At 71.2% G+C, this 24,571-nt stretch carries 17 protein-coding genes; 9 read left to right on the forward strand and 8 right to left on the reverse strand.

Annotated features, from left to right (window positions below; genetic code table 11):
- Positions 1-16: 16 nt before the first annotated feature.
- From kdpB to kdpF, 3 genes are read right to left on the reverse strand one after another with little or no spacing between them, the layout of a single operon-like run.
- The gene (gene kdpB, locus ACQEVM_RS12580; RefSeq protein ID WP_433077954.1) at positions 17-2,116 is read right to left on the reverse strand and encodes a potassium-transporting ATPase subunit KdpB; all 2,100 of its coding nucleotides are present in this window, start codon (positions 2,114-2,116) and stop codon (positions 17-19) included.
- Complete coding sequence (gene kdpA / locus ACQEVM_RS12585; protein ID WP_433077956.1) at positions 2,113-3,777, reverse strand: potassium-transporting ATPase subunit KdpA; 1,665 nt, start codon at positions 3,775-3,777, stop codon at positions 2,113-2,115. The genes kdpB and kdpA overlap by 4 nt, the downstream gene beginning before the upstream one ends.
- A gap of 6 nt (positions 3,778-3,783) precedes the next feature.
- Complete coding sequence (kdpF, locus tag ACQEVM_RS12590; RefSeq protein ID WP_037860493.1) at positions 3,784-3,873, reverse strand: K(+)-transporting ATPase subunit F; 90 nt, start codon at positions 3,871-3,873, stop codon at positions 3,784-3,786.
- A gap of 396 nt (positions 3,874-4,269) precedes the next feature.
- On the opposite strand from kdpF, the gene ACQEVM_RS12595 reads away from it, so the two are divergent.
- Positions 4,270-5,610 (forward strand): diacylglycerol/lipid kinase family protein, encoded by a 1,341-nt coding sequence (locus tag ACQEVM_RS12595; RefSeq protein WP_433077959.1) that lies wholly within the window; start codon positions 4,270-4,272, stop codon positions 5,608-5,610.
- Positions 5,611-5,772: 162 nt separating this feature from the next.
- On the opposite strand, the gene ACQEVM_RS12600 is transcribed toward ACQEVM_RS12595, so the two are convergent.
- Complete coding sequence (locus tag ACQEVM_RS12600; protein ID WP_433077961.1) at positions 5,773-7,086, reverse strand: PP2C family protein-serine/threonine phosphatase; 1,314 nt, start codon at positions 7,084-7,086, stop codon at positions 5,773-5,775.
- Between the two features lie 328 nt (positions 7,087-7,414).
- Between ACQEVM_RS12600 and ACQEVM_RS12605 the strand changes: the two genes are divergently transcribed.
- The 7 genes from ACQEVM_RS12605 to ACQEVM_RS12635 all read left to right on the forward strand — a co-directional run bounded on the left by ACQEVM_RS12605 (position 7,415) and on the right by ACQEVM_RS12635 (position 16,373).
- Entirely contained in the window at positions 7,415-7,840 is a 426-nt protein-coding gene (locus tag ACQEVM_RS12605; RefSeq protein ID WP_433077963.1) for a nuclear transport factor 2 family protein, read from the forward strand.
- Positions 7,837-8,676, forward strand: coding sequence for an NAD(P)H-binding protein (locus ACQEVM_RS12610; protein ID WP_433077965.1), 840 nt, complete (start codon positions 7,837-7,839; stop codon positions 8,674-8,676). Before ACQEVM_RS12605 ends, ACQEVM_RS12610 begins: the two co-directional genes overlap by 4 nt.
- Before the next feature lie 148 nt (positions 8,677-8,824).
- Entirely contained in the window at positions 8,825-9,400 is a 576-nt protein-coding gene (locus tag ACQEVM_RS12615) for a TetR/AcrR family transcriptional regulator (protein ID WP_433077967.1), read from the forward strand.
- Between the two features lie 590 nt (positions 9,401-9,990).
- Complete coding sequence (locus ACQEVM_RS12620; RefSeq protein WP_053680387.1) at positions 9,991-10,221, forward strand: hypothetical protein; 231 nt, start codon at positions 9,991-9,993, stop codon at positions 10,219-10,221.
- A gap of 162 nt (positions 10,222-10,383) precedes the next feature.
- Positions 10,384-11,190 (forward strand): HlyD family efflux transporter periplasmic adaptor subunit, encoded by an 807-nt coding sequence (locus ACQEVM_RS12625; RefSeq protein ID WP_433077969.1) that lies wholly within the window; start codon positions 10,384-10,386, stop codon positions 11,188-11,190.
- A gap of 148 nt (positions 11,191-11,338) precedes the next feature.
- The gene (locus ACQEVM_RS12630; RefSeq protein ID WP_433079979.1) at positions 11,339-13,456 is read left to right on the forward strand and encodes an NHLP family bacteriocin export ABC transporter peptidase/permease/ATPase subunit; all 2,118 of its coding nucleotides are present in this window, start codon (positions 11,339-11,341) and stop codon (positions 13,454-13,456) included.
- A 100-nt stretch (positions 13,457-13,556) separates the two neighbouring features.
- Positions 13,557-16,373 (forward strand): NHLP bacteriocin export ABC transporter permease/ATPase subunit, encoded by a 2,817-nt coding sequence (locus ACQEVM_RS12635; RefSeq protein ID WP_433079981.1) that lies wholly within the window; start codon positions 13,557-13,559, stop codon positions 16,371-16,373.
- 10 nt (positions 16,374-16,383) lie between these two features.
- Here ACQEVM_RS12635 and xdhC read toward each other — a convergent pair whose 3' ends face one another.
- Genes xdhC through ACQEVM_RS12650 form a run of 3 tightly spaced genes read right to left on the reverse strand, consistent with a single transcriptional unit; the run spans position 16,384 to position 21,147 of the window.
- Positions 16,384-17,262 carry a xanthine dehydrogenase accessory protein XdhC gene (xdhC, locus tag ACQEVM_RS12640; RefSeq protein WP_433079983.1) on the reverse strand — a complete coding sequence of 293 codons (879 nt, stop codon included), beginning with the start codon at positions 17,260-17,262 and terminating at the stop codon, positions 16,384-16,386.
- 1 nt (position 17,263) lies between these two features.
- Positions 17,264-19,663, reverse strand: coding sequence for a xanthine dehydrogenase molybdopterin binding subunit (gene xdhB / locus ACQEVM_RS12645; RefSeq protein WP_433077971.1), 2,400 nt, complete (start codon positions 19,661-19,663; stop codon positions 17,264-17,266).
- Positions 19,660-21,147 (reverse strand): xanthine dehydrogenase small subunit, encoded by a 1,488-nt coding sequence (locus ACQEVM_RS12650; protein ID WP_433077973.1) that lies wholly within the window; start codon positions 21,145-21,147, stop codon positions 19,660-19,662. Before ACQEVM_RS12650 ends, xdhB begins: the two co-directional genes overlap by 4 nt.
- A gap of 816 nt (positions 21,148-21,963) precedes the next feature.
- Between ACQEVM_RS12650 and ACQEVM_RS12655 the strand changes: the two genes are divergently transcribed.
- The gene (locus ACQEVM_RS12655) at positions 21,964-23,895 is read left to right on the forward strand and encodes a PAS domain S-box protein (protein ID WP_433077975.1); all 1,932 of its coding nucleotides are present in this window, start codon (positions 21,964-21,966) and stop codon (positions 23,893-23,895) included.
- On the opposite strand, the gene ACQEVM_RS12660 is transcribed toward ACQEVM_RS12655, so the two are convergent.
- Positions 23,873-24,445 (reverse strand): TetR/AcrR family transcriptional regulator, encoded by a 573-nt coding sequence (locus tag ACQEVM_RS12660; protein ID WP_433077977.1) that lies wholly within the window; start codon positions 24,443-24,445, stop codon positions 23,873-23,875. The genes ACQEVM_RS12655 and ACQEVM_RS12660 overlap by 23 nt on opposite strands.
- Positions 24,446-24,571 lie beyond the last annotated feature (126 nt).

A 24,571-nucleotide genomic window follows, 5' to 3' on the forward strand; every position in this document is an offset into this window, starting at 1 on the left:
TCAGCACGTTCCTAATTCAGGCGAGCCCGGGGACGAGGGAGACGAGGAGGTCGATGACCTTGATGCCGATGAAGGGGGCGATCAGGCCGCCCACGCCATACAGGCCGAGGTTGCGCCGGAGCATCTTGTCGGCGCTGGTCGGCTTGTACCGCACGCCCTTGAGGGCGAGCGGCACGAGCGCGATGATGATCAGCGCGTTGAAGACGACCGCGGAGAGGATCGCGGACTCGGGTGAGGCCAGGCCCATGATGTTGAGCTTGTCGAGGCCCGGGTAGACCACGGCGAACATCGCCGGGATGATCGCGAAGTACTTGGCGACGTCGTTGGCGATGGAGAACGTCGTCAGCGCACCGCGCGTGATCAGCAACTGCTTGGGGATTTCCACGATCTCGATGAGCTTGGTGGGGTTGGAGTCCAGGTCCACCATGTTCCCGGCCTCCTTGGCGGCCGAGGTGCCGGTGTTCATCGCGACGCCGACGTCGGCCTGGGCGAGTGCGGGTGCGTCATTCGTGCCGTCGCCGGTCATCGCGACCAGCTTGCCGCCCGCCTGCTCCCGCTTGATGAGGGCCATCTTGTCCTCGGGCGTGGCTTCCGCGAGGAAGTCGTCCACGCCGGCCTCTTCGGCTATGGCCTTCGCGGTGAGCGGATTGTCGCCCGTGATCATGACGGTCTTGATGCCCATGCGACGCAGTTCGTCGAACCGTTCGCGCATGCCTTCCTTGACGACGTCCTTGAGGTGGATGACGCCGAGGACACGGGCCCCGCGCTCGTCATCGACGGCCACGAGGAGAGGGGTTCCGCCGGCCTCGGAGATCCGGTCGGTCAGGGTGTCGGCATCGTCGGAGACCTGACCGCCCTGCTCCTTCACCCAGGTGATGACCGAACCGGCCGCCCCCTTGCGGGTCTTGCGGCCGTCCACGTCCACGCCGGACATCCGGGTCCGGGCGGTGAAGGCGATCCACTCGGCGCCGGCGAGCTCGCTCCGACCGCGTTCGCGCAGCCCGTACCTCTCCTTCGCCAGGACCACGATCGAGCGGCCCTCGGGAGTCTCGTCCGCCAGCGACGAAAGCTGCGCGGCGTCCGCCAGTTCGGCGTCCGTGATGCCCTTGACCGGCACGAACTCGCAGGCTTGGCGGTTGCCGAGGGTGATGGTGCCGGTCTTGTCGAGCAGGAGCGTCGACACGTCGCCCGCGGCCTCCACGGCCCGGCCCGACATGGCGAGGACGTTGCGCTGGACCAGGCGGTCCATGCCGGCGATGCCGATGGCGGAGAGCAGGGCGCCGATGGTGGTGGGGATCAGGCAGACCAGCAGGGCGGTGAGCACGATCATCGACTGCTCGGCGCCCGCGTGGATGGCGAAGGGCTGGAGGGTGACGACCGCGAGCAGGAAGACGATGGTGAGGGACGCGAGGAGGATGTTCAGCGCGATCTCGTTGGGCGTCTTCTGCCGGGCCGCGCCCTCGACGAGGGCGATCATGCGGTCGATGAAGGTCTCGCCGGGCTTCGTCGTGATCTTGACGACGATCCGGTCGGACAACACCTTCGTGCCACCCGTGACCGCGCTGCGGTCGCCGCCCGACTCGCGGATGACGGGCGCGGATTCACCGGTGATGGCCGACTCGTCCACCGACGCGACGCCCTCGACGACGTCACCGTCACCGGGGATGATGTCGCCCGCCTCGCAGATCACCAGGTCGCCGATGCGGAGTTCCGCGCCGGGGACCCGTTCCTCCAGCGAGCCGTCGAGGCGGCGGGCGACCGTGTCCGTCTTCGCTTTGCGGAGCGTGTCGGCCTGGGCCTTGCCGCGGCCCTCGGCGACGGCCTCGGCGAGGTTCGCGAAGATCGTGGTCAGCCACAGCCAGGCGGTGATCGCCCAACCGAACCAGTCGGTCGGGTCCTTGGCCGCCAGCACGGTCGTGACGACCGAGCCGATCAGGACCACGAACATGACGGGCGACTTGATCATCACGCGGGGGTCGAGCTTGCGCACCGCGTCCGGGAAGGACTTCAGCAGTGCCTTGGGATCGAACAGCCCCCCGCCGACACGGTGTGCCGCAGGCGTGTGCCCGGTGGGAACGTCCTCGTGCGGGGCACGGGTGGGAGTGATGGTGCTCATGAGGCGAGCCCTTCGGCGAGCGGCCCCAGCGCGAGGGCGGGGAAGTAGGTCAGGCCGGTGATGATGACGATCGTGCCGACGAGCAGGCCCGCGTAGAGCGGCTTGTCGGTGCGGAGCGTGCCCGCGGTCTCCGGTACGGGCTTCTGCTCGGCGAGCGAGCCGGCCAGTGCGAGGACGAACACCATGGGCAGGAACCGGCCGAGCAACATGGCGATGCCGATGGTGCTGTTGAACCACTGGGTGTCGGCGTTGAGTCCGGCGAAGGCGGAGCCGTTGTTGTTGGCACCCGAGGTGTAGGCGTAGAGGATCTCGGAGAAGCCGTGCGCGCCGGAGTTCGTCATGGAGTTGCCCGGGGTGGGCAGGGCCATCGCGGCGGCGGTGAAGCACAGCACCAGGGCCGGGGTGACGAGGATGTAGCAGGCGGCCAGCTTGATCTCGCGGATGCCGATCTTCTTGCCGAGGTACTCGGGGGTGCGGCCGACCATCAGGCCGGCGATGAACACCGCGATGATCGCCATGATCAGCATGCCGTAGAGGCCGGATCCGACCCCGCCGGGGGCGATCTCGCCGAGTTGCATGCCCAGCAGGGTGATGCCGCCGCCGAAGCCGGTGTAGGAGGAGTGGAAGGAGTTGACCGCACCGGTCGACGTCAGCGTCGTGGCCACGGCGAAGATCGACGAGCCGCCGATTCCGAAGCGGGTCTCCTTGCCCTCCATGGCGCCGCCGGCGACGTCGAGGGCCGGGCCGTGGTGGGCGAACTCGGTCCACATCATCAGACCGGTGAACGCGATCCAGATGATGCCCATCGTCGCGAGGATCGCGTAGCCCTGGCGCAGGTTGCCCACCATCCGGCCGAAGGTCCGGGTCAGCGCGAAGGGGATGAGCAGGATCAGGAAGATCTCGAACAGGTTCGAGAAGGGGGTCGGGTTCTCGAAGGGGTGGGCCGAGTTGGCGTTGAAGTAGCCGCCGCCGTTCGTCCCCAGCTCCTTGATGACCTCCTGCGAGGCGACCGCCCCGCCGTTCCACTGCTGCGAGCCGCCCGTGAACTGGCCGACCTCGTGGATCCCGGCGAAGTTCTGGATGACTCCGCAGGCGACCAGGACGACCGCGCCGATCACGGAGATCGGGAGCAGGACGCGGACGGTGCCGCGCACCAGGTCGGACCAGAAGTTGCCGAGTTCACCGGTGCGGGAGCGGGCGAAGCCCCGTACGAGCGCCACCGCCACGGCCATGCCGACGGCGGCGGAGACGAAGTTCTGCACCGCGAGGCCGCCGGTCTGTACGACGTGACCCATGGCCTGTTCGCCGGAGTACGACTGCCAGTTGGTGTTCGCCACGAAGGACGCGGCGGTGTTGAAGGCCTGATCCGGATCGATCGACACGAAGCCGAGCGAACCCGGCAGGCTGCCCTGCAGGCGCTGAAGGGCGTAGAGGAACAGGACGCCCACCGCCGAGAAGGCGAGGACGCCGCGCAGGTAGGCGGGCCAGTGCATCTCGACGTTCGGGTCGGCGCCGATGGCCTTGTAGATCCACTTCTCCGGTTTGTGGTGCTTCTCGGAGGAGTAGACCCGGGCCATGTGGTCGCCGAGTGGGCGGTAGGCCAGCGCGAGCGCGGCGATCAGCGCGAGGAACTGGAGCACGCCGGCGGTTACGGGGCTCATGTCTGCTCAGAACCTCTCCGGATACACGAGGGCGAGGACGAGGTAACCGAGCAGTGACACGGCCACGACGAGGCCGACGACGTTCTCGACGGTCACAGCCTGGTCACCCCCCGGGCGATGAGGGCCACCATCGCGAACACCGCGATCGTGGTGACGACGAAGGCCAGATCGGCCATCGCGAGCTCCTGAGTGAAGTGGGAAGAAATGAATCAGCCAGTTGGCTGATGACGAGACAACCGCGTCCCGACCCGGGTGTTAAGCCGCCTTGACGGGGTCCATACGGCAGCCCCGCAACCCTTGACGCCACTCTTACGGGAGGCTGCGCGGCGGATGTCGAGGAGGGGGGAGGGGAACCGCAGGTGGGTTCCGCGCGCGACGCGACGCGGAGGCCCGGAAGTTGTCGGGCCTGGTGAGGAAGCCGGAACGTGCCGCGCGGCAGGAGCGCCCATAGGCTTGAGGGGATACCTCCGGACCTGGGTGGGAGGCCGCCCCATGAGCAGGCGTTGGACCGCGCGTCTGGCCCTCGCGGCGGGCGTGGCCGCGCTCTTGGTACTGGTGGTCTTCGCCGGATTCGGCAGCCTCGTGCTCATGGGGGTGGGGTGGGCGGGTCTGGTGCTCACGGCGGCCGGTGGCTGGTGGATGCTCACCCACACCGGCTGGCTCCGGGTGCCGGCCGTGATGCTGGTGATCGCCGCGCCGCTCGGTGTCCTGTTCCTGTACGCGTCCGCCGGACTGTTGTGGGTCGTGCTGGTCTCGCTCGGCCTGTGGGCACTGGCCGTTTCCGCCGGCAGGGCGGCGCTTGCCGACGACGCCCCGCCGGGCATGCCGGAGCGGTCCGCCGGCCGGGCCGAGCACCCGTTCCTGATCATGAATCCGCGCTCGGGCGGCGGAAAGGTCGGCAAGTTCCGCCTGGCGGAACGGGCCAGGGCCAAGGGCGCCGAGGTCGTCGTACTGGACCCGGCCGAACGGCAGGACGTGGCCGAGCTGGCGCGGCGGGCCGTCCGCGGCGGGGCCGATCTGCTCGGCGTCGCGGGTGGCGACGGGACACAGGCCCTGGTCGCTGGCGTGGCCGCGGAGCACGACATACCGTTCATGGTGATCGGCGCCGGCACCCGCAACCACTTCGCCATGGACCTGGGCCTGGACCGGGAGGACCCCTCCAGGTGTCTGGACGCACTGGACGACGCGGTCGAACTGCGCATCGACATCGGCTACCTCCAGGGGGGACCGCCCGGGGACCGGAACGCGGAGCGCGTCTTCATCAACAACGCCTCGTTCGGCGTGTACGCGGAAGTCGTCCAGAGTCCCGCCTACCGCGACGACAAGGCCCGCACCATTCTGGAGATGCTGCCGGACCTGCTGACCCACCGGAGCGGCGCGGTGTTGAGTGTCCGTGCCGACGCCCTGGCCGTGGAGGGGCCCCAGGCCGTACTGGTGAGCAACAACCCCTATGCGAGGGGCGACTCGGCGGGACTGGGGCGCCGGCAGAGACTGGACTCGGGCGAGCTCGGGGTGCTGTGTGTCGGCGTCGCCAACGCCGCCGAGGCCACGGAACTCCTGCTGCGGGGCGGACAGGGCCGCGGGCTGACCGCGACCACCGCCCGAGAGGTCGTCGTCGACGCCGACGCCCCGGTCATACCGGTCGGTGTCGACGGCGAGGCCTTGACGCTGCCCACTCCGGTGCGCTGCCGCCTCTCGCCCGGCGCCCTGCGCGTACGCGTGCCCCGTCACCGGCCCGGCGTGCCGCGCGTCGCACCGCCGATGGACTGGCGCCGGGTACGGACTCTGGCGCTGTCGATGGGACGGGCGGCGGCCGGACGCGGTACCGCCTGATCAGTACGGACGCGGTAACCGCCTGATCAGTACAGGAGGGCCCCGAGGTCGACGATCAGCGGGAGGCGGTCCGCGGTGAGGACACGGCTGAAGGCCGGGCGCAGTTCCGCCTCGTCCCCGCAGCCGACGGTGCCGCGCAGGACGGTTTCCGTGGCGGGGCTTTCAGCCGGGGTGCTGCTCGGGGACGCGCAGGGCCAGGAGGGCCGTGTCGTCGCTGGTCCATCCCTCGTGCCGGGCAGCCAGGGTGTCGTTGATGTGGCTGATGGTGTCGGTGGCGTTCATGCCGGCCGTGTCGGCGAGGGCGCGGGCCAGGTCGGCGTCGTCGAAGACGTCGTGCTCCCGGTCGGGGGCCCCGGGGCGGGCGCGTGCCTCGGTCGCGCCGTCGGTGTAGAGGAGGAGCAGGTCCCCCGGGGCGAGACGGAACCTGGTGTCGGCCAGCCGGATGGGGTCGAAGACGCCGAGGAGCTGTCCGGGCCTGCCGATCTCACGGACGGTGCCGTCGGCCCGGCGGACGAGGGCGGGCGGGTGGCCGGCCAGGGCGAGCGTCCCCGCGAGGCCCCCGCGGGTGGTCCGGAAGCGGGCGTAGACGGCGGTGAGGAAGCGTGGAGCGTGCTGGGCGAGCATCGCGGTGTTGAGGCGGTCGAGGAGTCCTGCGGGGGAACGGTTCTCGCCGGCCTCGGCGCGAATCGTGTAGCGGGCCATCGAGGACACCTGGGCGGCCTGTACGCCTTTGCCGCACACGTCGCCCAGGACGGCGGCCCAGGAGGAGCCGCGGGTGCGGAACAGGTCGTAGAAGTCGCCGCCGACCTCGATGTCGGAACGGCCGGCGCGGGACGCGGGAAGGTAGGAGGCCGCCACCTCCACGCCCGGTACCAGGGGCAGGGCCGGCGGCAGCAGGCCCTGCTGGAGCGAGTGGGCGAGGTCCGCCGACAGGGTGTGCGCCTTCCGGGCGGCGGTCAGCGACCGGCGCAGGCCGATCTCCGCGCCGACCGAGCGGGCGAGCGTCTCCAGCGTGGTCAGATCGGCGGGCGTCCAGACGCGGGGGCTGTCGTCGATGACGCAGAAGCTGCCCAGCACCTCGCCGCCTGCTCCCAGGAGGGGGTATCCGGCCCAGGCGCCGATGCGCATCGGTCCGACCGAGGGATGGTCACGGGTGCGGGGGTCGTCGGCGGCGTCGTCCACGATGAACGGCTCCCCGTCGAGACCGATCAGGAAGAAGCAGAAGCTCTCCTCCACCGGATTCTGTCGGTCCTCGATCGCGGTCGCGTCGACCCCGACGCAGGCCTTCCAGAACGAGCGCCGGTCGTCCACCAGCGTGATGAACGCCCGCCCCGAGCCGGTGACCCGGGCGGCGAGGCCCGCGAGGTCCTCGAAGACCTGCTCCGGCCCGGTGTCGAGCAGTTCCGTGGCGGAGACCGCCCCGAGCCGGGCCCGGTCCCACAGCTGTCTCGGCAGTCCGTCCGTCTTCTCCCGCACCAGTACTCCCGCACCCCTCGTCCCGGCCCCGCCTCTCCGACCGCGCCCGAACCGGCCGAGCCGCGGTCTTGGAGTCTGTCCGGACGACAGCCAACCACGCCGCATCCCGCCAACCAACCCGGACCCGGGCGGGCCGCGGCGCTCGTCCGTCTTGCTAAGCGGACCGGCGGTCCGTATGTTTGCCTCATGCGGACCGCCGGTCCGCTTTGGGTGGCCCGACAGCTTCCACCCCCGGCCGACGTCTGCACCGACGGGCGTCGCCGTGCGTGACGCCGTGCGTGTCGCCGTGCGTGACGCCTCGCTTCCGAGCGGAATGGAAACCTCGAACATGACCATCCCCATGACTCCTGAGGAGCTCTACCGCCACGGTCTGCGGTTGCTGCTGGAGAAGGACGTCCCCGCATGGATGGACCTGTGGGACGACGACGGGATCCTGGAGTTCCCCTTCGCGCCTCCGGGGTGGCCCGCGCGGCTGGAAGGTCGCCGGGCCATCGCGGACTACATGCGCCCCTACCCGGACCACATCGACCTGCACGACTTCCCCGAGGTGACGGTCCACCGGACCTCCGTCCCCGAGACGATCGTGGTCGAGATGCGCGGCGTGGGCCGCCTGGTGAAGACAGGAGGACCCTTCGACATGACCTACATCGCGGTCGTCACGGTCAGGAACGGCCTCATGACCTCCTACCGCGACTACTGGAACCCCCTCGCCGTGCAGGAGTCCGGCGCCGACTTCACGGGAGCCGAGCGATGAGCGACCCCGCCGCCACCCTGGTCATCGGCGCCACCGGCACCACCGGTCGCCGGGTCACCGCCGGTCTCCTCGCCGAAGGCCACCACGTCAAGGCGGGCGGACGCACCGCCGCCCCGGTGGGCGCCGCGCAGGCGGTCCGCTTCGACTGGAACGAGCCCGCGACCTGGGGCGAGGCCCTGAGCGGGGTCGACCGCGCCTACCTCGTCCCGCCCGTCGGCTCCTCCGACCCGGCCGCGGTGATGCTGCCCTTCCTCCACGAGGCCCGAGCGGCCGGCGTGCGACGCGCGGTGCTGCTCGGGGCGTCGGCGATCCCGGCGGGCGGCCCCGCGGTGGGTCAGGTCCACCAGGCGCTGCCCGGCCTGTTCGACGAATGGGCGGTGCTGCGGCCCTCCTGGTTCATGCAGAACTTCACCGGATCCACCCCGCACGCCCGCAGCATCCGTGAGGGAGGCGTCATCCTGACGGCCTCGGGTGACGGCCGCATCGGTTTCGTCGACGCGCAGGACATCGCCGCCGTCGCCGTACGGGCCCTGCTCGACGAGAAGTCCCCCGACACCGATCTGATCCTGACCGGTCCGCAGACGTTCAGCCACGACGACGTCGCCGCGATCCTCACCGAGTCCACCGGCCGCAGCGTCGTGCACCGACATCTGACGTTCGAGCAACTGCGCGACCGCTGGGCGGCCGAGATCCCGCCGGAATTCGCCACCATGCTGGCCGCCATGGACCGCGCCATCGCCGGCGGTGCGGAGGACCGCACCACGGACACCGTGGAACGCCTCACCGGTCGACCTCCGGGCACCTTCCGCGCCTTCGTCGCAAGGGAGATCGCCTGACGGGGGAGTCGTTCCCGTGCCGCCCCGGCGGGATCGGCGCCGGCGCGCGGGAACGCGTATCGTCGACTGGCTCGACGACGTCACGAACCGGCCCGCCGCATCCCGGGCGGGCGGACCGTCGGTGACGGGCGAAGACCAAGGAGGACCCGTGGCCCAGCGCACGGAACGCGCGGACGCCCTGCGCAACCGAGAAGCCGTACTGGCGGCAGCGGACGCCCTCTTCGCCGCCAGTGGCAGCCCGCAGAGCGTGTCGATGGACGACATCGCCGCGGCCGCGGGCGTCGGCAAGGGCACCCTCTTCCGCCGCTTCGGCGACCGCGCGGGCCTGATCGGCGCGGTGATCGCCTCTCGCCTCGAACCCCTCCGGCGCGCCGTGCGGGAGGCGCAGGACACGACGGGGTCCTCGCCGCGACAGCGGGTGGCGGACCTTCTGGACGCCTCGCTGCGCTTCAAGATCGAGAACCGGAACCTCATGACGGCCGCGGAGGACGCCGGCCTCAGCAGCCCCTACCGGGCCGAGCACTACGGCTGGTGGCACGAGGTCCTCCGCGCGGCCCTCGACGAGGTGCCCGGCGTTCACGACGCGGATTTCACCGCCCACGCACTGCTGGCCGCCATCCGCGCCGACCTCGTGGCCCACCTGATCGACGAGCGGGGGGTGGACGCGGAGGGCCTGCGGTCCTCGCTCGCGGGCTACATCGACAAGGTCCTCGGAGCAGGCTGAGCCCGCCCGACCGGGGTCGGACGCCTCCCGCACCCCGGACATCGCGCCACCCCCGAGCACCGCAGGACCCCCGCGCCCCCCAGTGCATGCGCCGTACGTCGCGGTGCACCCCGCCCGAGTCCGTCCCGCGTCGGCCCGGTGCGCCACCGGGCACCGACTCGGGGTCGGCGCGCAGGGCCCGGCTCCTCCCGCACGCACACCGGGTGTGACGGTCCCGTCACCCCACGCGCCTTACGGAAACCTGCACATCGTGTCCGCGACTGTGCCAACTCACCTCCTCGTCCGGCGATATGACCGGAATGCTCCGCCCGTTTGTGGTGGTTTCGTGTCGGTTGGTTCCGTGTAAGGAAGGGAGGCCCCACATCTGTTACTCGTTCTTGTGGAGAAGCCGTCACCATTCGGTGAATCAAGCTGCACTTCAGTCGTCGGGGATGCCCGTCCGACCGTGATGGGGTGTCAACGGGATTGGTCCGCCGACCCGTTCGCGTGCTTACATCTTGCGTATTGCGGCAGTCGAAATGGGTGGCCCGATTTCAGGCCGCTCCACCGTCGCGTGAATGAATACCTCCCCCCAATGAAAGGTGCGCGCCATGCGTAACGACATCGAGACCCGTGAGATCGCCGACACCGAGCTGGACGCCGTCTCCGGCGGCATCATCGGCGTGTCCGGTGGCCTCGTCGGCGCCGTGACCAGCGATGTCAGCAACGTCCTGGGCTCCCTGAACACCGTCCAGGCCGCCACGGGCATCGTCTCGCAGGTCCCCGGCGTCGTCACGGGCGTCACCGGCGTTTCGGTGAACACCGGTATCGCCGGTCTCTGATCGGGATATCCCCATGAACCCCGGAGCGTCCCCCACGGCTCCGGGGTTCCTGGCTGTCCGCATGTCCGTGCAAGACCGCATGCCCGTGCAAGGCCGTATGTCCGCGCAAGACCGTATGACCGATACGCCCGGCCGATACGAATGCAGTCAAAGGAATGGTCCGTGCAGTTTCGCCAAAAGGCTCTTTCCAAGCTGCAATCGCCCGAAGAACTCGACCTGCCCGTACGCTTCGCGCGCCCGCAGGGCCGGCTCGTCCTGGTCGTCACGGTCATCGTCATGGCCGCCGCGAGTTTCTGGGCCTTCACCGGCACCGTGTCCTCCAAGCTGAGCGCCCCCGGCATCCTCACCCACGCCGAAGGCAGCTACGTACTGCAGACCCCGGTCGCGGGACAGGTCACCGCGGTCCTCGCCGAGGAGGGCCGGCTGTTGACCGCCGGCGCGCCCCTGCTCACCGTTCGTACGCCCCAGGGGGACCGCCCCGTGCGCGTGGTGACCGGCGGCCGGCTGGCGACACTCGTGGCCAAGGTGGGTTCGGTCGTCTCCACCGGTGCGGACGTGGCCACCGTGGAACGCGTGAAGAACCCGCAGGACCCGCTGGTGGCCGTGCTGTACGTGCCCGGCGGCAACGCCTCGACGATCCCGGTCGGCGCGACCGTGGACCTGACCGTCCAGTCGGTCCCGCAACAGCGGTTCGGCACGCTGCGCGGCCGTGTCAAGGCGGTCGGCCGCACGCCGCAGACCACGGCGCAGATCGGCGGCTTCCTGGGCGACGGCGGGCTCGCGGCACAGTTCACCCGCGCCGGAAACCCGGTCGCGGTACTCGTACAGCTGGACCCCTCCACCTCGACCGGGTCCGGCTACCGCTGGTCCTCCGGCGACGGCCCCCCGGACGAGGTCCCGTCGAGGACACCGGTCAGCGGCGCCGTCCACCTCGCCGTGCAACGCCCCGTCGACTGGCTGCTGCCGTGACCGCGCCGCGAACCGGCACGCCGCCGCAGCTCCCTTCGTCCGGACACCGACGGCACCGCCCCGACTCCAAGGGCGGCACCCGCCGCAGGCCCGCACCCGCACCCCGGGCAGGACGCCCCGCCCGGTACGCACCCCCACCGTGCTGCAGATGGAGGCGGTGGAGTGCGGCGCCGCCGCGCTGGCCATGGTGCTCGGACACCACGGCCGCTTCGTCCCCCTGGAGGAACTGCGCATCGCGTGCGGCGTCTCCCGCGACGGCTCCCGCGCCGGCAACCTCCTCAAGGCCGCACGCGGTTACGGGCTGACGGCCAAGGGCATGCAGATGGGCCTGGACGCGCTGGCCGAGGTGAGCGGCCCGGCCATCCTCTTCTGGGAGTTCAACCACTACGTCGTCTACGACGGGATGAGCCGCCGGCTCGGCCGCAAGGGCGTGTACGTCAACGATCCGGGCAAGGGACGCCGGTTCGTCCCCCTGGACGAGTTCGACACCAGCTTCACCGGTGTCGTGCTCACCTTCGAGCCCGGCGACGGCTTCCGCCGCGGCGGCCGCAAGCCGGGCGTCCTGGGCGCCATGCCGGCCCGTCTGCGGGGCACTTCGGGAACCATGGCCGCCGCCGTGCTCTCCAGCCTCCTCCTGGTGGCCGTCGGCGCCTCGGTGCCGGCGCTGAGCCGCACCTACATCGACATGTTCCTGATCGGGGAGCAGACGTCGCTGCTGGGCGTGCTCTTCGCCTCGATGGCCGTCGCCCTCGTGCTCACCGCGACACTCACCGCGCTGCAACAGGCCAATCTGCTGCGCGGGCGCATCATCTCCTCCACCCTGGGCGGTGCCCGCTTCTTCCGGCACCTCCTGAGGCTTCCGGTCACCTTCTACTCCCAGCGCAACCCGGCGGACCTGGTCCAGCGCCTGCAATCCAACGACACGGTCGCCGAGACCCTCGCCAGGGACCTGGCCGCCGCGGGCGTGGACGCCGTGGTGGTCGTGATCTACGCGGTGCTGCTGTGGACGTACGATCCGCAGCTCACCCTCGTCGGCGTGGCCGTGGCGCTGCTCAACGTGGTGGCCCTGCGGATCGTGATCCGGCTGAGGGCCACCGACACCCAGAAGCTGCGCGCGGAGAGCGCCCGGCTGACCAACACCTCGTACAGCGGTCTCCAACTCATCGAGACCATGAAGGCCACGGGCGGCGAGAACGGCTTCTTCCGGCGCTGGGCCGGACAGCACGCCGTCACCCTCGACGTGCAGCAGCGGCTCGGCGTGCCCAGCGCCTGGCTCGCGATCGTCGCACCCACGCTCGCGGCGCTCAACAGCGCGCTGATCCTCATGATGGGCGGACTGCGGGCGGTGGAGGGGCATCTCACCGTGGGTCTCCTCGTCGCCTTCCAGGCCCTGGTGACCAGCTTCACCGCGCCGATCTCCCGGCTGGGCGGCGTCGCCGGAAGGATCCAGGACTTCGCGGCCGACGTAGCCCGTCTCAAGGACGTCGAGAACTTCCCCGTCGACCCGGTCCACTCGCGGCGCGAGCCCGCCGCCGGCACCCGACGCCTCAAAGGCCACGTGGAGCTGGAGCACGTCACCTTCGGCTACAGCCCGCTGGACGCCCCGCTGCTCACGGACTTCTCGCTCTCCGTCGGCCCCGGGCAACAGGTCGCGCTCGTCGGCGGATCCGGCAGTGGCAAGTCCACCGTCTCCCGGCTGCTCTCCGGCCTCCACACCCCCTGGGAGGGGGCCATCCGCATCGACGGCATGCGGCTGGAGGACATCCCGCGCGGCGCGCTGGCCGCCTCCGTCTCCTTCGTCGACCAGGACGTCTTCCTCTTCGAAGGCACCGTCCGCGACAACGTCACGCTGTGGGACCCCTCCATCCCGGACGAGGCCGTCGTCGCGGCCCTTCAGGACGCCGCCGTGCACGGCGTGGTCGCCCGCCGCCCCGGCGGCATCCGCAGCCGGGTCGAGCAGGACGGTCGCAACTTCTCCGGCGGTCAGCGACAGCGCCTGGAGATCGCCCGGGCACTGGTGCGCCGCCCCAGCGTGATGGTGCTCGACGAGGTGACCAGCGCCCTGGACGCGGTGACCGAGCAGGTCATCATCGACAACCTGCGCCGACGCGGCTGCGCCTGTGTGGTCATCGCCCACCGGCTGAGCACGGTCCGCGACAGCGACGAGATCGTCGTGCTCGACCGGGGCGCGATCGTGGAACGCGGCCGGCACGAGCACCTGGTCGCCGCGCGGGGCCCGTACGCCGAACTGGTCAAGGAGCACTGAGGTGACGCACGCCCACCACACCGCCACCACCACGGACGCCACCACGCCCCCCGTCGCCGCCGGTCAACCGGGCGGCCCCCCGGACCCGGTCGTCGCGGCACTGGGCGCCCTGGGCGCGGCGGTCGACTGCACGGGCCTGCGCAGCCTGTCCCTGGAGGGCCCGCTCGTCCTGTGGCTGGTGGTGCGGGGCGCGTTGGACCTGTTCGCCGTCGACGCCTCGCAGGCCGGACACTGGCACTTCCTGGGCCGGCTGGAGCCGGGCACACTGTTGCTGGGCCCGGCCGAGGGACCGGAGCACACCCTGGTCGGCCGGCCCCTGCAAGGGTGTCGGCTGCGGCGCATCGAGCTGCGGGAGCTGTACCGACCCGAGTACGGCGACCAGTTCCCGGTGCCCGGGTTCCACGGCGGACCGTGGCACGCCGATCAAGGGCAGTACGGCGGGCCCGCCCCAGGGCGACCGAGCCCCCTGGAGGACGCCTTCGCGCGCGGCATCGGGCGCGGCCTGCGCGTGCTCTACCAGGCGCCGTTGGACGGCGGCGCCCCCGCCGAACACGGCGGGGCCGACGACGACATCCTGTGGATGCAGATCGCCCCGGGCAGCGTCCAGTACGGGGCCGTGTACGAGACGGAGGCGGTGGGCACCCTCCTCGTCGACGCGGCGATGTGGCAGGGCATGGTCGACCAGCAGCACCGGCTGCTCTACGCCCTCGACGGCTGGATCGAAGAGCTGGAGCGCGCCCACGAGGACCGTGCGGCGGCCGGAATCGAGGCGGGCCGGGCAGCCCGCACCCACGCGGACCGGACCCTGCTGGCGTCCATCGTCCGCTCCGGCCGGGATTCCCACCGCAGCGCGGGCGTCGACGCCACCTTCGCCGTGTGCGGGCTCGTCGCCGACGCGGCCCGCATCACCCTGGCCGAACCGGGCGAGGCGGACAGCACCGCCGGGCAGGTCGATCCCGTCGAGAGCATCGCGCTCGCCTCCCGGATCCGTACCCGCGTGGTCCGGCTCGGTGGGCGCTGGTGGCGCGAGAACACCGGGCCGCTGGTGGGCCGGCGGGAGAAGGACGGAACGCCGGTCGCGCTGCTGTGGCGACGCGGCGGCTACGAGGCCGTCGACCCCGCCACCGGTACGCGCGAGCGCGTCGGCAGGACGAACGAGGCCGTCTTCGAGCCGCGCGCCGTCATGTTGTACCGCCCGCTGCCCGACGGGCGGGTGGGCCTGCCGGCACTGCTCCGGTTCAGCGTGCGCGGCACCCTCCCGGAGCTGCGCAGCCTCATGCTGGGCGGGCTGGTCGCGGTGGCCCTGGGCGCACTGGTGCCGATCGCCACCGGCCGGGTCCTCGGCCGCTACGTCCCGCAGGGCGAGAGCGGCCTCATCGTGCAGACGGGGCTGGCGCTGATCGCCACCGGCATCGTCTCGGCCGCCTTCATGCTGCTGCAGAACACCTCCCTCCTGCGCATGGAGGGCCGTGTCGAGGCCACCTTGCAGCCGGCGGTGTGGGACCGGCTGTTGCGGCTGCCGACGAAGTTCTTCGCCGGCCGTTCCACGGGCGAACTGGCCGGAGCGGCGATGGGCATCAGCGCCATCCGCCGCGTGCTGTCGGGCATCGGGCCGGTCTGCGTACAGGCGGGCGCCGTCGGCGCGATGAACCTCGTCCTGCTGCTCGTCTACAGCGTGCCGCTGGCGTTGGTGGCCCTCGCCATGCTGGTCGTCGTCGCCGGGGTCTTCCTGGGCCTGGGGCTGTGGCAGTTGCGCTACCAGCGCCGGCTGATCGCCCTCGGGTACCGGCTCAACAACCAGGCCTTCCAGACCCTGCGCGGCCTGCCCAAGCTCCGCGTCGCCGCGGCCGAGAGCTTCGCGTACGCCGCCTGGGCGCGGGAGTTCGCCCGAACCCGCGACCTCCAGCAGCGCATCGGCCGGATCCAGAACGTCATCACGGTCCTGGGCGCCGTCTACCTGCCGCTGTGCACGCTGGTGATGTTCATGTTGCTGGCCGGACCGGCCCGCGGTGCCATGTCGGCCGGCGAGTTCCTCACCTTCAGCACCGCGCTGACGATGCTGCTGTCCTCGGTGACGCAGCTGACCGGTGCGCTCATCTCGGCCGCTGCCGTGCTGCCGATGTTCGAGCAGGTCAAGCCGCTCCTGCGGGAGACCCCCGAGGCGGTCCGGTCCAGTACCCGACCGGGTGAGCTGACCGGTGCCATCGAGGCCAAGGACCTGTCGTACCGCTACGCCGACGACGGCCCGCTCGTCCTCGACGACGTGAACCTGCGCATCAGGGAGGGAGAGTTCGTCGCGATCGTCGGAGCCAGCGGTTGCGGCAAGTCGACCCTGCTGCGGCTGCTCATCGGCTTCGACAAGCCCGACTCCGGCAGCGTCATGTACGACGGCCAGGACCTGGCGGCGCTCGACCAGGCGGCCGTGCGCCGGCAGTGCGGCGTCGTGTTGCAGAACGCCCAGCCCTTCACCGGATCGATCCTCGACTGCATCCGCGGCGCCGGGACGTTCTCCCTCGAAGAGGCGTGGGAGGCAGCCGCCATGGCGGGCCTGGCGCAGGACGTCAAGGCCATGCCGATGGGCATGCACACCATGCTGTCCGACGGTGGCGGCACCGTCTCGGGAGGCCAGCGCCAACGACTGATGATCGCCCAGGCCCTCATCCGCAAGCCGCGCGTCCTGTTCTTCGACGAGGCCACCAGCGCGCTGGACAACGAGGCCCAGCGCGTGGTCGTCGAATCCACCCGCGCCCTGCGCGCCACCCGCGTCGTGATCGCCCACCGGCTCTCCACGATCATGGGAGCCGACCGGGTGATCGCCATGGCGGACGGCCGCATCGTCCAGCAGGGCCCGCCCGCGGAACTGCTCGCCGACACCTCCGGCCTCTTCCACGACCTGGTCCGCCGCCAGCTGCGGTGACGGGCCCCCTTCAGGCGCTGCCGGCGACGGCGTACGGCACCGCCGGCCCGCGGCCCTGTTCAGGGCCCTTCTCACGGTCCCGTTCGCGGTCCTGTTCGAAGGCGCGGAGCAGGTCCGCCGCGACGCTCACCGCGATCGTCGCCGGCTCCTTCCCGGTGATTCCGGTGATCCCGATCGGGGTCTTGATCCGGTCGATTCCGGCGGCTTCGTGGCCGCCCTCGTCGGCCAGGCGCTGCCGGAACCGCGCCCACTTCGCGGACGAGCCGATCAGGCCGATCGAGCCGAGGCCGGCGGTGCGCAGGGCCGCGTCGCACAGTGCGGCGTCCTCCGCGTGATCGTGGGTCATGATCAGGACGTGGGTGCCGGCCGGCAGCTCCGCGAGCACCTCTTCCGGAAGGAGCGGTGTGTGACGCACGTGGATCTGCGCCATCGCGTCGGCGAGCACGCCGAGCCGTTCGTCGGTGAGCATGTCGGGCCGGGTGTCGATCAGGTACAGATCGAGGTTCTGGCGGGCCAGGATGCGGGCCAGCTCCAGGCCCACGTGCCCGACACCGAAGACCGCCACCGCCCGGACCACCGGCAGCGGTTCGAGCAGTACGGTGACGGCTCCGCCGCAGCACTGCACGCCGTGCGGGCCGGTGACCTTGTCGTTGAGGGCGAACTCCATCAGCTCGGGCTCCGGATCGGCCGTGCCGCACAGCTCGCGGGCGCGGTCGATGGCGACGGCCTCGATGTTGCCGCCACCGATCGAACCCCACGTCTCGGTCCGGCCCACGACGAGTTTGGCACCGGGCCGGCGGGGCGCGTGGCCGCGCACGGTCGCGACGGTCACGAGCACGCCGGGCTCCCGGCGTGCCCGCAACCGCGCGACCGCGGCCACCCAGCTCATGTCAGGCATGGCTCAAAGCGTCCGCGTCGGCGGGGACCTCGCTGCCGACAGCCGGTTGACCGTCCTGCCCCGCGCCGCCCCCGCGGGCCGCCTCGATCGCCCAGTACACCGCCTCGGGTGTCGCGGGCGAGGCGAGCTCCACACCGACTCCGGCGGGTCCGAACGCCGCCGCGGCCTGCCGCAGCGCCTCCCGTACCGAGAAGGCCAGCATCAGCGGGGGCTCACCCACCGCCTTGGACCCGTAGACCGCGCCCTCCTCGGTGGCGTTCTCCAGCAGCCTGACGTTGAACTCCTCGGGCATCTCCGAGAAGCTCGGCAGCTTGTAGGTGCTCGCCGCCTGGGTCAGCAGCCGGCCGCGGTTCGGCCCGTCACCCGTGTCCCACCGCATGTCCTCGAGCGTCAGCCAGCCCGCGCCCTGCACGAAACCACCCTCGACCTGACCGATGTCGATCATCGGGGAGAGACTGTCGCCGACATCGTGCACGATGTCCACGCGCCGGATCCGGTACCCGCCCGTGAAGCCGTCCACCTCCACCTCGGCCGCGGCGGCGCCGTAGGAGAAGTACTTGAACGGCGAGCCCTGGAACGCCTTCGCGTCCCAGTGCAGCCCCTCGGTCCGGTAGAACCCGGCCGCCGACAACTGCACCCGCTGGAAGTACGCGGTGCGCACCAGATCGTCCCAGGCCAGCTCCTTGTCGTTGCCGAGGGCGCGCGCGACGCCCTCGACGAGGCGCACGTCCGAGGCGTTCGCCCCGAGTCGGGTGCCGGCGACCTGGAGCAGCCGCTCGCGGATCTGCTCGCAGGCGTTCTTCACCGCCGCACCGTTGAGGTCCGCCCCGGCGCTGGCGGCCGTGGCGGAGGTGTTGGGCACCTTGTCGGTGCGCGTGGGGGCCAGCCGGACCTTGTGCAGGGGAATGCCCAGCGTGGTCGCGGCGACCTGCAACATCTTGGTGTGCAGGCCCTGCCCCATCTCGGTCCCGCCGTGGTTGATCAGGACCGAGCCGTCCTTGTAGACCAGCACCAGCGCCCCGGCCTGGTTGAAGGCCGTGAGGTTGAACGAGATCCCGAACTTGATCCCGGTGAGCGCGAGCGCCCGCTTGGTGTGCGGGTGCGCGGCGTTGAAGGCCTCGATCTCCCGCCTGCGATCGTCGATCTTCGCATCGGCCTTGACCTGCTGCCAGACGATCGAGATGCGTTCGGGGTGGGGGACGGGCTGCCCGTACGGCGTCGAATGGCCCTGCCGGTAGAAGTTGCGTTCGCGCAACTCCATCGGATCCAGGCCGAGCAGCGGCGCGCACCGGCCCATGATGTCCTCGATCACCAGCATGCCCTGCGGTCCGCCGAAGCCGCGGAAGGCGGTGTTCGAGACCTTGTTGGTCTTGGCGATGCGACCGGCGACGCGTGCGTGGGGGATCCAGTAGGTGTTGTCGATGTGGCACAGGGCGCGGGCCACCACCGGCTCGGACAGGTCCAGGCTCCAGCCGCCGTCCGCGGTCAGGGTGGCGTCCAGGGCCTGGATGCGGCCCTCGGCGTCGAATCCGATCTTCCACTCGGCGTGGAACCCGTGGCGCTTGCCGGACATGGTCAGGTCCTGGGTCCGGTTGAGCCGCACCCGCACCGGGCGACCGGTCAGCAGGGCGCCGAGCGCGGCGACCGCCGCGAACCCGTGCGGCTGCATCTCCTTGCCGCCGAAGCCGCCACCCATCCGCAGGCACTGCACGGTCACCTCGTGGCTGTGCAGGCCGAGCACGTGCGCGACGATCTCCTGCGTCTCCGAGGGATGTTGGGTGCTGCTCTGGACGAACATCTGCCCGTTCTCGTCGACATGGGCCAGCGCCGCGTGCGTCTCCAGATAGAAGTGTTCCTGATCGGAGAACCCGAACTCCCCGGTGAACACATGGGCGGAGTCGGCGAATCCCGCGTCGACGTCCCCGGTCGTCATCACGGGTCGGGCGCCGTGGAAACTGCCGGCCTCGATCGCCTCCCGCAGCGAGATCACGGAGGGCTTCTCGTCGAGTTCCACCTCGACGGCCGCCGCACCGAGCCGGGCCGCCTCCAGGGTCTCACCGAGCACCCAGGCGACCGCGTGACCGTGGAACATGACCTCGTCGGGGAAGAGGGGTTCGTCGTGCTTCATCCCGGCATCGTTGACGCCGGGTACGTCGGCGACGGTCAGCACGCGGACCACACCGGGCACGGCGAGCGCGGGCCCGGTGTGCAGCGCGATGATCCTGCCGTGGGCCTTCATGACCTGGACGGGGTGGGCGTGCAGGACGTCCTTGGTCCGATGGACCAGGTCGTCGGTGTAGAGCGCGGCTCCCGTGACGTGCAGGTTGGCGCTCTCGTGCGGCATGGAGACGCCGACGACGGACTTCTCGGGACGCTGGGACAACTGGCTCATGACGACACCGCCTCGGTGGTTCGCGCGTACAGCTTCAACAGGCTCTGGCCGAGCATCGCGGAGCGATAGCCGGCGCTGGCGCGGTGATCGTCCATCGGGGTGCCCTGGGCGCGCAGCACCCGGGACGCGGCCTCGACGGTCTCCGTCACCCACGGCCTGCCCTCCAGGGCGGCCTCCGCGGCCAACGCGCGGATCGGGGTGGCGGCCACGCCACCCAGGCCGATGCGCGCCTTGCGGACGATCCCGCCCTCGATGTCGAGCGCGAAGGCGACCGCCACGCTGGAGATGTCGTCGAAACGCCGCTTGGCGATCTTGTGGAAGGCCGTGACCCGTGACAGCGGCAGCGGGATGCGCACCGCGCGGATCAGCTCGTCGGGGCGGCGCACGCTCTGCCGGTAGCCGGTGAAGTAGTCGGCGAGGGGGACCTCGCGCTCACCGTCGACGCCGGCGAGCACCAGCGACGCCTCCAGCGCGAGCAGGACCGGCGGGCTGTCACCGATGGGGGAGCCGGTACCGAGGTTGCCGCCGAGGGTGGCGCTGTTGCGAATGAGCCGGGACGCGAACTGCGGGAACAGCTCCGCCAGCAGCGGGACGGTGCCGTCGAGGCGCCGTTCTATCTCCGTGAGCGTCTGCGCCGCCCCGATCTCGACGTGATCGGATTCGACGCGCAGACCCCTCAGTTCGGGCAGCCGGTCGACGGCCACCACGCAAGTCGCGCGCCGCGAGCGGATGTTCACCTCCACGCCCCAGTCGGTGCTGCCGGCGACGACCACGGCCTCGGGTCGCTCGCGCAGCAGCCGCAGCGCTTCGGCCAGGGTGCCCGGCCGCAGGAACACGCTGTCGCCGTGCGCGTACGCGGTGGCGACCGGTTCGGGCGGGGACTGCTCGCGACGCCGCGCCAACACGTCGTCCTCGGTGGGGGATCCGACGGCGAACGCGGCGTCGCGGATGGGACGGTAGCCGGTGCAGCGGCACAGGTTCCCGCTCAGCGCGTGCAGATCGAAGCCGTTCGGACCGTGCTCGGGGTCGGCCTCGCCGCCCGAGCCCGTGTTCGTGTGCGTCTCCGTGTCCGGGCGCGCGCAGCGGTCGGGACGGTAGTACTCGGAGGCCATGCTGCAGATGAACCCCGGTGTGCAGTAACCGCATTGGGAGCCGCCGCGGACGGCCATCTCCTCCTGTACGGGGTGCAACGCGGCCGGCGTGCCGGGTGCGCCGGCGGTGGCGAGGCCCTCTGAGGTGACGACCTCCTGGCCGTCGAGCGCCGCGACCGGGACCAGGCAGGCGTTGACCGCCACCCAGTCCGTCGGCATGTTCACCCCGGGCCGCGCCACGAGGACCGAACAGGCGCCGCATTCGCCCTCGGCGCAGCCCTCCTTGGTGCCGGTGAGACCGCGTTCGCGCAGGAAGTCCAGCACCGTGGCGTGGGGTGCGCACGGCGCGATCGTCGCTTCTTTTCCGTTGACCGTGATGCGCGCCGCTACCATGCCACGTCCTCGTTCCGGCGCACGGTCGATCTGATGGTCCTGGTCGCCATGTGGGGTGCTCTCTCGTTCAGTGGCGCGGCTCGATGAACCCGAGCGCGACGCATCGGCACGCAGCGGGGTGCCGTGAAGGGTGAAGGGCAGGAGAAGGTGCCGGGGCCGCGATCGGGCACGCCGGCAAGAAGGGGCCGTTCAGCAGCCGTGTGCCACGCGACCCGGAGCCCAGGCGATCTGGTGCGCGAGGCGAAGTATCGCGGAGATGGTCGACATCCGACTTCGCCTCCTTCCAGTGGCTCGTGAGCGGGTGCGGTCGAAGTTACGTTGCCGCGGGTTCACCGGTCAAGCCCGATCCCGGTGGATCGCACGAAGCTCGGCCACCGCGCGCGGGAGGTTCTCGTACGCGACTCCAGACGCGTTCCTCGCCGGATGCGCGGCCGGTGACACTCCGCCCCTCACACCCGTGCGGGTGGTGCGCCCGGAGGGCTCTGAGGGCTGAAACGGATCGGGGCGTGGAAGCGGGCCTTGCGGGCGGCACGGCGCAGGACCTTGCCGGCTCCGCTCACGGGCCTGTTCCCCGGCCGGGCGGCTGCCCGGGCACGACCGCCGGCGCGGACTTCGCGAGGACGGCCGTGGTCATGGCACCGGGCGGTGACGGTCCGCGCCCGGCCCGTCGACGGATGCCCGGGGCGACCGCCCCGGCCGGCGCTCATACCCGGTCAATTGCGCGTGTGTTCCGGTCAACCCGCGAAGTGGTGGGGGGATGCGTGGTCGGATGTTCGCTTCGGTGGTGACCGGTGTCCGGCGAGTGCGAGGCGCAACATGACGACGACGACCGAAGAGCCGTTCCGGGCCCTTCTGGAGGCGGCACCGGACGCGATGGTGATCGTGGACGACGCCGGAGTGATCCGGCTGGTGAACGCGCAGACGGAAGCGCTGTTCGGCTACCCCCGGCACGAACTGCTCGGCCGGCCCATCGACGTCCTGGTGCCCGAGCGCTTCAGGGGGCACCACCCCGGGCACCGCCGGGGATACGCGGCCAGCCGACAGGTACGGCCCATGGGCGCGGGACTGGAGTTGTACGGACTGCGCAGGGACGGGCGCGAGTTCCCCGTGGAGATCAGCCTCAGCCCCCTCCAGACCACCGACGGCCTGCTCATCTCGGCAGCCGTGCGCGACGTCAGCGAACGCAGGGCCGCCGAAGAGCTGTTCCGCGCGCTCCTGGAGGCCGCCCCCGACGCGATGGTGATCGTCGACGACCGCGGCACGATCCAACTCGTCAACGCCCAGACCGAGGCGCTCTTCGGCCACACCAGGGCCGACCTCCTGGGCCACCCCGTGGAGGTGCTCGTACCGGAGCGCTTCCGGGGCCATCACTCCGGCTTCCGGCAGGGCTACTTCGTCAACCGCCAGGTCAGACCCATGGGCGCCGGGCTGGAACTGCACGGACTCTGCAGGGACGGGCGCGAGTTCCCCGTCGAGATCAGCCTCAGCCCCCTGGAGACCCCCGACGGAACCCTCGTGTCGGCGGCCATCCGCGACGTCAGCGACCGCAAGGCCGCCGAGGAGAAGCTCGCCGAACTCTACGAACAGCAGCGCCACGTGGCCCTGACCCTGCAACGCAGCCTCATGGGCTCGCCCGCCGACGTACCGGGCATGCCGACGGCGAGCCGGTACTCCCCGGCGCGCCAGGGCGCGGGCGTGGGTGGCGACTGGTTCGACCTGATCCCCCTGGGCGGCGGCCGCGTGGGCGTCATGATCGGTGACGTCATGGGGCGCGGACTGGAAGCCGCCGCCGTCATGGGGCAGTTGCGCTCCGCTTCGCACGCGCTGGCGAAGACCGGCATGCCGCCCTGGCAGTTGATGCGAGCCCTCGACGCCGTGGTGAGCGAACTCCCGGACCAGTTCGTCACCTGCTGCTACCTGGTCGTCGACGCGGACGCCGCGGAACTGACCGTGTGCTCGGCCGGACACCTGCCGCTGCTCCTGGCCGCGCCGGACGGCGGGGTGAGCCGGCTCGCCGTGGACGTCAGCGTGCCGCTCGGTGTCGGCGAGGTCCCGCACCACGAGAGCCGCCACACCGTGGAACCCGGATCGGTGCTCGCCCTCTACACCGACGGGCTCGTCGAAACGCCGGGCAGCGACATCGAGGAGCAACTCGACTGTCTGGCAACGGCATTGGGAAAGACCTTCGCCGACACCGATGACCTCGAAACAATGGCCGACTCCCTCCTGGGCGAGATGCTGCCGGACGCCGACGACAACACGGACGACGTCACCCTGCTCCTCGTGCACATCCCCGACCTGCCGGTGACCTCACAGAGCGTGGTACTGGACCCCCGGCCGAGCAGCGTCGGCGAAGGTCGGCGCTTCCTGCGTGCCACCCTCGCCCGGTGGGGGAACGTGGACGACCAACTGTGCGACACGGCCTGCCTGCTCGCGTCCGAACTCCTCTCCAACGCGGTGAACCACGGTTGCGGCCCGGTCCGGCTGAGACTGCGTCACGCGGGCCGGGAACTCAGCGTCGAGGTGTGCGACGGCAGCCCCGTCCTTCCACAGGCACGGTTCGCTTCGTCCGACGCGGAGTCCGGACGGGGCCTGCTCCTCGTGGACTCGCTCGCCGAGGCCTGGGGCACGCTCCCGACGGCCGAGGGGAAGGCCGTCTGGTTCTCCCTGCCGCTCCCGGGCCCGCGTCGCCGAACGCCTGCCGGGCGAACTCTGACGACAGAGCCTACGGAGCCTGCGTCGGGGTGAGCTTCGTGAGGACCAGCAGCGCGTCGACGAGGTCGGCGGCCGGGGCGCCGGTGGCCAGACGGCGCAACTGCTGCCCGAAGACCAGGGCGACGGCCACGCCCGCCAGGCGTTCGGCGTCCGGTACACCGAGGAGGGTCAGGATGCGGGTGGCCAGGAGGTCGTAGGCGGCGAAGCACTCGGTCGCCGCGGCTCGCAGCCGTTCGTCGCGGCCGGCCTGTACGTACAGCTCGAAGGGCGCGATGTGCCGACTGTCGAAGGCGTTGCCGCCCGCGACCTGCGCGACGACCTCGGCCGCCCGTCCGATGTCGAAGGACTCGTCGGAGCACGAGTCGGCGAGCGCCGTGAAGTGCCGGGTCTCCTCGGCCACGAAGTGCAACAGGCTCTCGCGCAACAGCTCGTGCTGGGTGGCGAAGTGGTAGGTGACCGAACCGAGGGAGACCCCGGCCTCCCTGGCGATCCGCCGGTTGGTGACGGCGGCGATGCCGTCCTGCCCGATGATCCGCAGTACGGCGTCGATGATGCTCTGGCGGGTGTCGGAAGCACGGGGCATGTCGACATTCTGCCGCATCGGGCGGCCCGGCGGCCGGACGGCGGTCCGGACGGCGGGCCGGGGGCCCAGGTGACGTGAAGGACGCGTCCGTGCGGCCCTGACCGAGCGGTCAGGGGCCGACCACGT

This window comes from Streptomyces sp. CA-243310 (assembly GCF_050936775.1).
GTDB lineage: Bacteria > Actinomycetota > Actinomycetes > Streptomycetales > Streptomycetaceae > Streptomyces.